This is a genomic window from Amycolatopsis sp. NPDC051128, from assembly GCF_040682715.1.
GTDB lineage: Bacteria > Actinomycetota > Actinomycetes > Mycobacteriales > Pseudonocardiaceae > Amycolatopsis.
The window spans coordinates 1-9,089 of the sequence record NZ_JBFBBN010000041.1 but is presented as its reverse complement, the minus strand read 5'-3'; the positions used below and the strand labels follow the sequence as shown (position 1 = coordinate 9,089).

Sequence of the window (9,089 nt, the reverse complement as noted above, 5' to 3'; positions counted from 1 at the left end):
CTCACGACGAAGGGGAAGAAGGCCGTTGAGGGCGGTTGCGGCATAGAGTCCCTCAATGAGCCATTCACGGCCTTCCGTTGACCGCTTGCGCGGCACGCGGCACGCTTCAGACGGCGACCCGGGGACCGGCGAGACGCTCGGTCATCGTGCGCAGGAGGACGTCCTGGTGCCGGGTCAGGAAGAAGTGCCCACCCGGCAACGCCACCAGCTCGAACCCGCCGGTCGTGTGCTCGGCCCAGGCGTCCACTTCGGCCACCGAAGCCACCGGGTCCTCGGTCCCGGTGAACGCCACCACCGGCGTCGACAGCCGGAAGCCCGGGGTGTGCCGGTAGGTCTCGACGGCGCGGTAGTCGTTGCGCAGCACCGGGAGGATCATCCGCACCACCTCCTCGTCGCCGAGCAGGTCCGTGTCCGTGCCGCTCAGCCGCCGCACTTCGGCCAGCACCCCTTCGTCGGACCGGGTGTGGACGCGGTCGTCGCGGTAGCGGTCGGGCGCGCGGCGGCCGGAGACGAACAGCGTCACCGGCGCCGGGCCCGACGACTCCAGCCGCCGGGTCACCTCGTAGGCGACCATCGCGCCCATGCTGTGCCCGAACAGCGCCAGCGGCAGGTCCGGCTCCTCCCGCAGCAGCGCCGCGATCGCGTCGGCGAGGGCGCCGATCGTGGGGACGAACGGCTCCTGCCGCCGGTCCTGGCGCCCCGGGTACTGCACGGCCAGGACTTCGACGTCCGGGGCGAGCGCCTTCGACACGGGGAAGAAGAACGACGCCGAACCGCCCGCGTGCGGCAGGCACACGAGCCGCGTCTTCGCCGCCGGCGCCGGGTGGAAGCGGCGGAACCAGCGGTCCGCGGTCACCACGTGACCGGGAGCTCCGCGACGCGGTAGACGCCCAGCCCGCCCGGCGGCACCTCCTCGGCGGGCACGGCCAGCCGCAGGCCCGGGAGCCGCGCGAACAGCGTCGAGAAGACGACCTCCAGCGCGGCCGTCGCGAAGTTCATCGCGACGCACTGGTGGGGGCCGTGGCCGAAGGTGAGGTGCGTCTTGTGGTCGCGGCGCAGGTCCAGCTCGTCCGGCTCCGGGAACGCCGCCGGGTCGCGGTTGACCGCCGGCGTCGCCAGGATGACGCCCTCGCCCGCGTGGATCGTCTGCCCGCCGACCTCGATGTCCTCGGTGGCGAGCCGCGAGATGATGTCCCCCGCCGAGATGTAGCGCAGCAGCTCCTCCACCGCGCGCGGCGCCGCGCCGGCCGGGTCGGCGCGCAGGATGTCGGCCTGCGCGGGGTTGTTCAGCACCGCGAACGCGCCCAGCGAGATCATCGTCATCGTGGACTCGTTGCCCGACACCGTCACCAGCATCGCCGAGTTGAGCAGCTGCTGGAAGCCGATCTCGCCGGGCCGCTCGTCGAAGCTGGTCACCATGTGCGTGGCCAGGTCCTCGCCCGGCTCGGTGCGCTTGCGCTCGAACAGCCTGGTGTAGAAGTCGGACAGCGTGTAGATCGCCGGCACCATCATGTCCGGCCGCGTCGCGAGGTACCGGACGTGCTCGGTGTAGACCGCGCGCTCCTCCTCCGGCACGCCGAACAGCTCGGCCATCATCATCGACGGGAACGGCACGGCGAACGCCGAGACGAGGTCCGCGCCCGGGCCGTCGGCCAGCATGCCGTCGATCAGCTCGTCGACGATCCGCTGGATCTTCGGCCGCGTCGCCTTGGCCTGGCGCAGGGTGAAGCTGGGGATGACCAGCTTGCGCTGGGTGTTGTGCTCCGGGTCGTCGAGCTGCGCGAACGTCAGCGCGTCGCCCTCGGGCACCGGCTGCGGCATCCCCGTGCCGGGCATGATCTTCGCGTTGTTCGGGAAGTCGGGGTGCGAGCGCGCGGCCGAGAGCCGCGGGTCCGACAGCAGCGCGCGGGCCTCGGCGTAGCCGGTGACGACCCAGGCCTGCTTGCCGTCGACCAGCTTCACCTTGGACAGCGGCGCCGCGCGGTGCAGCTCCGCGTACCCGGCGGGCGGGTGGTAGGGGCACTTGCCGCGCGGCAGCGGGAACGACGGCGCCTCGGTGGCGGTGTCGAGGGTCTCGGTCATGCGGGATCTCTCCGATCGGTGGGGGTGGTGCTGACGACCAGCGGGACCCGCTTCGGTGCGAACAGCAGATGGGATTCCTGGTACTCGACGACGCCGTCGACCGTCCACTGGGGAACGCGGTCGAACAGCGCGTTCAGCGCGCCGGCCAGCTCGACGCGGGCGAGCATGGCGCCGAGGCAGAAGTGGATGCCGTGGCCGAACGTCAGGTGGCGGTTCGGACGGCGGCGGATGTTGAAGACGTCCGGTTCGGCGAACACGGCGTCGTCGTGGTTCGCCGAGAGCATCCACGGCACGACGATCGCGCGCGCCGGGATCGGGTGCCCGGCGACCACGGTGTCCGCCGTGGTGTAGCGCTGCAGCCGGGTGGACGGCGGGCGGCACCGCAGGACCTCTTCGACGGCGCCCGGGATCAGCGAGCGGTCCGCCCGCAGCGCTTCCTGCGCTTCCGGGTGCTCGGCGAGCAACACGAGCGCGTGGCCGAGCACCGCCGCAGTGGTGAGGTGCCCGGCCTGCAGGATCTGCACGGCCAGGCTCGCCACCTCCGGATCGGCGAGGCGTTCGCCGTCCAGCTCCGCGCGCACCAGGTCGGAGATCAGCCCGGGCGCCGGTTCGGCGCGCCGGCGCGCGCACAGCTGCAGCAGGTAGCCCATCAGCTCGAGGAACGGCCCGCCCAGCGCGTTCTCCGCCGTCGCCCGCACGGCCGCCTCGTCGGTGAGGTTCGGCGGCTCGATCGCCATGATCTGCTCGACCAGCGTCCGGAACGCGCCCGCGTCGGCGGCCGGGATGCCGAACAGCTCGGCGATCATCGTCGCGGGCAGGTCGACGGTGAAGTGCTCGACCGCGTCGAAGCCGCCCGAGGGGGCCCGGTCCAGCAGGCCGGTGGCGATCTCGGCCACCCGCGGGCCGAGGTCGCGCATCTTCTTCGGGGTGAACGCCTGCGCCGCCAGCCGCCGCAGCTTGCCGTGCTGCGGCGGGTCGGCGACGAGCATCATCCCCTCGGTCAGGTTCGGCACGCCCTCGGGCAGCACCCGGGCGGGGTTGCTGGAGAACGTCGCGGGGTCCTTCGTGACCCACTCGACGTCGGCGTGCGAGAAGACGTGGTGGTGGCCGAACGCGTCGACGTGCACCCCGCCGGCCTCGCGCCGGTCCCGCAGCCAGGCGAGCTGGTCACCGAGGCCGAACCGGGCCGACGGCACGTCCTCTGTGGACAGTGCGCTGGTCACGCCCGCCGCACCCGGACCCGGACGCTCTTCGGCGTGAACAGCTCGCTCTCGTAGAACTCGACCGGCTCGCCGGCCAGCACCTCGATCGAGGCGAACCGGCGCAGCAACGCGCCCAGCCCGACCTTCGCCTCGGTCTTGGCCAGCGCCGCGCCGAAGCAGTAGTGGATGCCGTGGCCGAAGGTGAGGTTGCGGCCGGGGGCGCGGTCGATGGTGAAGGCGTCCGGGTCGACGAACACCTTCTCGTCGTGGTTGGCCGAGAGCAGCGACAGGAAGACCATGCTCTTCGCCGGGATGCTCACGCCGCCGAGCTCGGTGTCGGTGGTGGTGAACCGCTGCAGGCGCGGCACCGGCGGGATGAACCGCAGGACCTCGTCGACGGCGGCCGGGATCAGCGCGGGGTCGTTACGCAGCCGGGCTTCGATCTCCGGGTGCTCCGCCAGCTTCAGGACGGAGTTCGCCAGCAGCGACGCCGACGTGATGTGCCCTGCCTGCAGCAGCTGGATGGCGAGGTTGACGGCTTCGTGGTCGGCGAGCCGCTCACCGTCCACTTCGGCCTGGAGCAGGTCGCTGATGAAGCCGTCGCGCGGGTTCGCGCGCAGTTCGGCGCAGAGGCCGGCCATGTACTGCTGCATCTGGACGAGCGGGCCGAACATGGCCGCCTGCATGGCGGCGTCCATCTCGGCGGCGTCGTTGGGGTTGGGCACGGTGACCTGGAGGAGCTGCTCGGTCCAGGCGAGGAACTGCGGCAGGTCGGTCCGCGGGATGCCGAGCAGCTCGGACACCACGACCAGCGGCAGGTACTGCGAGAACGCGGTGACGAAGTCGAACTCGTCGCCCGGCGCCGCGTCGAGCAGCTCCTCGGCGATCGATTCGATGCGGTCGTTGAGGTCCTTGACGCGCTTTGGCGTGAAGGCCGCGCTCGCGATCCGGCGGACCTTGGTGTGCGCCGGCGGGTCCATCACCGCGAGCATGCCGGCGGACAGCTCCGCGGCGGCCTGCGGCATCACGTGCGAGGGGTCGCTGGAGAACGTGCCGGGATCGGCCAGCGCCTGCTGGACCTCGGCGTAGGTGAACACGTGGTGCATGCCGAACGGGTCGCGCAGCACCGGGTTCGCGGCGCGCATCCGGCCGAGCCACGGCAGCGTGTCCGCCAGTCCGAACCGGACGGACGGCGGCAGCAGCGCCGGGTCGATCTGCGGCATGACGAAGTCGGTCATCTTGTTCCTTTTCGTTGGTTTCAGAGGTCTTCGAGCCAGGTGCGGACGGCGTCGGCGGTCGTGGCGGCGTGGTTTTCCATCATCGACCAGTGGTTGCCGGGGACGTCGGCGCCGACGTGGTCGGGGGTCCAGATCGGGCGCCAGGCGTCGCCTTCGGTTCCTTCCCCGCCGACCGACTGGAGGGACTCGGTGGCGCGGACGAACAACGTCGGCACCGCCGTGTCTTCCGGCGTCCAGTCGGCGAACACGCGGAAGTAGCAGCCCATGCCGGTCAGCCGCAGGTCGTCGATGCCGCCGACGGCTTCTTCGCGGTCCTGCGCGCTGGTCACGAAGGTGCTCTTGAACCGGTCGATCTGCCCGCTCTGCGGCACGTAGGTGTCCATCAGCACGATGCCCTCCGGCGGCGAGCCGAGGCCCTCCAGGTAGGTGGCGGCCGCGTGGGCCAGCCAGCCGCCGGACGAGTGGCCGAGCAGCACGAACGGCGTGCCGCCGGCGGCCTTCCAGACCAGCTCCGCCTGCAGTTCGACGGTCGCTTCGACCGACGACGGCAGCCGCTCGCCGGGCCGGAACCCGGGTGCGGGGATCATGGTCAGCTCGCGTTCGCCGCGGAAGCCGGCGGCGAACCGCGCGTACTGCTGGGCGCCGGTGATCGCGACCGGCGCGGCGAAGCAGAGCAGCCCCGGCGTCGCGTCACCCCGGGCGAGCCGGACCGGTTCGGGCAGCTTCTTCAGCTCGGCGACGCCGGCGAAGGACGGCCGCAGCCGGGACGCCGCCTTGATGAACTCGACGGCTTCGGCGATCTTGCCTTCGTCGCAGGCCTTCCGGTAGAGGAGCTGGATGGAGCCGGTTTCTTCTTCGGCCACCGAGTCCTCTGTGGACTCTTCGGTTTTCGTGACCGGGACGAGCTCGCCGCTCAGGTACTCGACGAGCGCGTCCGGGGTGGGGTGGTCGAACACCAGCGTCGCGGACAGCCGCAGGCCGGTCAGCCCGATCAGGCGGTTGCGCAGTTCGACGGCGGTGAGCGAGTCGAAGCCCATCTCCGGGAAGCCGACCCCGGCCGGGATCGCGTCCGGCCCGGTGAAGCCGAGCACGCCCGCCACCTGCGTCAGGACCACTTCCCGCAAGGTGTCCCCGGTGATCGCCACGGCTTCCCCGGCGGCCGCCCGCTTGGCGGCGGGCCGGACGAGCCCCCGCAGCAGCGGCGGCACCCCGCCGGTGCCGAACTGCCGCCGGAGCGCGGCGACGTCGAGGTGCATCGGGACCAGGACCGGCTCCGGCGTCGTCCGGGCGGTGTCGAAGAGCCGCAGGCCCTCTTCGGTGGAGAGCGGCCGCAGCCCGGCCCGGCTCACCTTCTCGCGGCCTTCGGCGCCCAGCTGGCGGGTCAAGTCGCTGGCTTCGTCCCAGAGGCCCCAGGCGAGGGACTTCGCCGGGAGGCCCTGGGCGTGCCGGTGGGTGGCGAGGGCGTCGAGGTAGGCGTTGGCCGCGGCGTAACCGGCCTGGCCCGCGTTGCCGAGGATGCCGGCGGCCGAGGAGAAGAGGACGAAGTCGGTCAGGTCGTGGTCGCGGGTGAGCTCGTGGAGGTTCGCCGCGGCGTCGGCCTTGGGCTTCAGGACGGTGGCGAGCCGGTCGGGGGTGAGGCCGGCGAGCATGCCGTCGTCGAGGACGCCGGCGGCGTGGATCACCGCTCGCAGGGGGAATTCGGCCGGGATGGCGGTCAGGACGGCGGCGAGGGCTTCGCGGTCGGCGGCGTCACACTCGGCGACGGTGACGCGGGCGCCGGTCGCGGTCAGGTCGGCGACGAGGTCGTCGGCGCCTTCGGCCGAGCGGCCGCTGCGGCTGGTCAGGACGATGTGGCCGGCGCCGGCGCGGGCCGCGTGGCGGGCGATGAGGCCGCCGAGAAGGCCGGTGCCGCCGGTGATGAGGACGGTGGCGGCCGGGTCGAAGGAGGGGGCTGCCGAACCAGCCGGTGCGGCCTCAGCGGAGACCACCCCTTCCGCTTCGGAAGACTCCAGCACCAGGCGGGCCAGACGCGGTGCGAAGACCTGCCCGTCCCGCACCGCGACCTGGGGCTCCTCACCCGCGGCGAGCCGCTCGAGCAGCTCCCCGTCGGTCCCCGGCTGGGCGTCGATCAGCACGAACCGGCCTGGCTGCTCCGTCTGGGCGGACCGGACCAGGCCCCACACCGCGGCCGCCGCCAGGTCCGGGACGTCCTCGTCCGGGCGGGCCGCCACCGCTCCGTACGTGATGATCGCCAGGCGGGACGCGTCCCCCTGCAAGCGGGCGAGGACCGAAGCCGTCACCTCGCCGACCTCGCCCGCCCGGACCTCGAACAGCTCCGCGGTCCCCGACGAGGCAGGCGCCCCGACCGGTGTCCACTGCACGTGGAACAGCGGGTCGCGGGCGGGCGTCACCGCCGAGACCGGGCGTGTTGCCAGCGCACCGATCGTCGCCACCGGGGCTCCGGTCGTGTCGGCGATGTCGAGCCTCGGCCCGGCCAGCCGGACGCGGATCGCCGAGGCGCCGACCGCGTGCAGAGCCACGTCGGTCCACGCGAACGGCATCCGCGCGCCACCCTCGGCGTCGCCCGCCACCATGCCCGCGTGCAGGGCCGCGTCGAGCAACGCCGGGTGCAGGCCGAAGCGGTCCGCGTCGGCCGCGTCGACGGCGACCTCCGCGAAGATCTCCTCACCGCGGCGCCAGACCGCGCGCAGGCCCTGGAACGCCGGGCCGTAGCCGAATCCGCGTTCGGCCAGTGCCGCGTACGCGCCGTCCAGCTCGATGGCGGTCGCACCGGCAGGTGGCCACTCGGTCAGCGACATCCCGGTTTCCCCGGACGTCCCGAGCGCGCCGGAAGCGTTGCGGATCCACGGTTCTTCGGAACCCGAGGGACGCGAGTGGATGGTGACCGCGCCCGACGCGTCGAGCATGACCTGGACCTGCACCCCGCCCTGTGCGGGCAGCACGATCGGCGCTTCCAGCGTCAGCTCGTCGAGCACTGGCCGGTCCACGTGCGCCCCGGCCCGCAGGGCGAGCTCGACGAGCGCGGTGCCAGGCACCAGGACGGTGCCGAGCAGCGCGTGGTCGCCCAGCCACGGGTGGGTGCGCAGCGACAGCGCCCCCGTGCAGACCAGCCCGCCGGACTCCGGCAGCGGGACGACCGCGCCGAGCAGCGGGTGGTCCGCCGCCGCCAGGCCGGCCGAGCCGACGTCCCCGGCGCCCGCCGGGGATTCGAGCCAGTAGCGGTCGCGCTGGAAGGCGTAGGTCGGCAGGTCGACGCGCCGGCCGCCGGGGAGGGCCTCGGTCCAGTCGATCCGCACCCCCCGGACGTACGCCTCGGCCAGCGAGGCCAGCAGCCGCGCGGGGCCGCCGTCGTCGCGCCGGAGCGTGCCGACGGCGACGACCGCCTGCTCGGCCGTCTCTTCGACGGCCATGGTGAGCACCGGGTGCGGGCTGCATTCGACGAAGACGCCGTGGCCCGTGGCCAGCAGTTTCGCCGTGGCGCCCGCGAAGCCGACGGTCTCCCGCAGGTTCCGGGCCCAGTAGGCCGCGTCCAGCTCGGTGGTGTCGAGGAAGTCCCCGGTCACCGTCGAGCAGAACGGGATGTCCGCCGCCCGCGGGGTGACCGGCGCCAGCACCTCCAGGAGCCGGTCGTGGATGCGGTCGACGTGCGCGGAGTGCGAGGCGTAGTCGACCGGGATCAGCTTGGCGCGGACGCCGTCGGCCGCACAGCCGGCCACGAACTCGGCCAGCAGGCCGGCGTCGCCGGACACGACGACCGACGACGGCCCGTTGACCGCGGCGAGCGACAGTTCCCCGCCCCGGTCCGCCAGCCGCTTGCCCGCGGCCTCGGCGGACAGGGCCACGGAAGCCATTCCGCCGTCGCCGCCCAGTGACAGAATCTCCTTGCTGCGCAACGCGACCACCCGAGCACCGTCCTCAAGGGACAATGCGCCCGCGACGACCGCCGCGGCGATCTCGCCCTGGCTGTGCCCGACGACGGCCGTCGGCTCGACCCCGTGGGCGCGCCAGACGGCGGCCAGCGAGACGAGCACCGCGAACAGCACCGGCTGGACGACGTCGACGCGGTCGAGGTCACGGCCTTCGCGCAGCACCTCCACCACGGAGAAGTCCACAAAGGACGACAGGGCGGCGGCGCACTCGGCCAGCCGTCCGGCGAAGACCGGGGAGGATTCCAGGAGGTCCACCGCCATCCCGGGCCACTGCGAACCCTGGCCGGGGAAGACGAAGACGACCTTGCCGGGCCGGGTCGCGGTGCCGCGCACCAGCCGCGCGTGCGGCACGTCCTTCGCGAGCGCGTCGAGCCCGGCGGCGAAGTCGGGACCGATCACGACGGCCCGGTGGTCGAACGTCGCCCGCGTCGTGGCCAGCGACCAGCCGGCGTCCACCGGATCCGCGGACACGGACGCGAGCGCCTCGGCCTGCCCCCGCAACGCGGCCGAACTCCGCGCCGAGAGCACCCACGGCACGACCGGCCCCGAGCGCCCCAATGTGGCGTTGGTTGCGTCCAACGCACCCAATGTGGCGTTGGGGGGGGGTGTAGCACCGC

5 protein-coding genes are annotated in these 9,089 nt (G+C 73.1%); all 5 read right to left on the bottom strand.

The features are described from left to right. Positions 1-106 precede the first annotated feature (106 nt). The 5 genes from AB0M82_RS32685 to AB0M82_RS32665 are packed head-to-tail and all read right to left on the bottom strand — an operon-like array spanning position 107 to position 9,051. On the bottom strand, positions 107-859 hold the full coding sequence (locus AB0M82_RS32685; RefSeq protein WP_364730244.1) for an alpha/beta fold hydrolase: 753 nt from the start codon (positions 857-859) through the stop codon (positions 107-109). Next, on the bottom strand, positions 853-2,082 hold the full coding sequence (locus AB0M82_RS32680; protein ID WP_364730241.1) for a cytochrome P450: 1,230 nt from the start codon (positions 2,080-2,082) through the stop codon (positions 853-855). The genes AB0M82_RS32685 and AB0M82_RS32680 overlap by 7 nt, the downstream gene beginning before the upstream one ends. Beyond that, a complete protein-coding gene (locus tag AB0M82_RS32675) occupies positions 2,079-3,305 on the bottom strand; it encodes a cytochrome P450 (RefSeq protein ID WP_364730238.1) in 1,227 nt (408 codons plus the stop codon). Before AB0M82_RS32675 ends, AB0M82_RS32680 begins: the two co-directional genes overlap by 4 nt. Then, on the bottom strand, positions 3,302-4,522 hold the full coding sequence (locus AB0M82_RS32670) for a cytochrome P450 (RefSeq protein WP_364730235.1): 1,221 nt from the start codon (positions 4,520-4,522) through the stop codon (positions 3,302-3,304). The genes AB0M82_RS32675 and AB0M82_RS32670 overlap by 4 nt, the downstream gene beginning before the upstream one ends. Positions 4,523-4,542: 20 nt before the next feature. Next, the gene (locus AB0M82_RS32665; RefSeq protein ID WP_364730232.1) at positions 4,543-9,051 is read right to left on the bottom strand and encodes an SDR family NAD(P)-dependent oxidoreductase; all 4,509 of its coding nucleotides are present in this window, start codon (positions 9,049-9,051) and stop codon (positions 4,543-4,545) included. Between the last annotated feature and the right edge of the window lie 38 nt (positions 9,052-9,089).

Coding starts and splice junctions, on each gene's coding strand:
- AB0M82_RS32670 (WP_364730235.1), bottom strand. CDS start 4,522: ATGACCGACTTCGTCATGCCGCAGATCGACCCGGCGCTGCTGCCGCCG.
- AB0M82_RS32680 (WP_364730241.1), bottom strand. CDS start 2,082: ATGACCGAGACCCTCGACACCGCCACCGAGGCGCCGTCGTTCCCGCTG.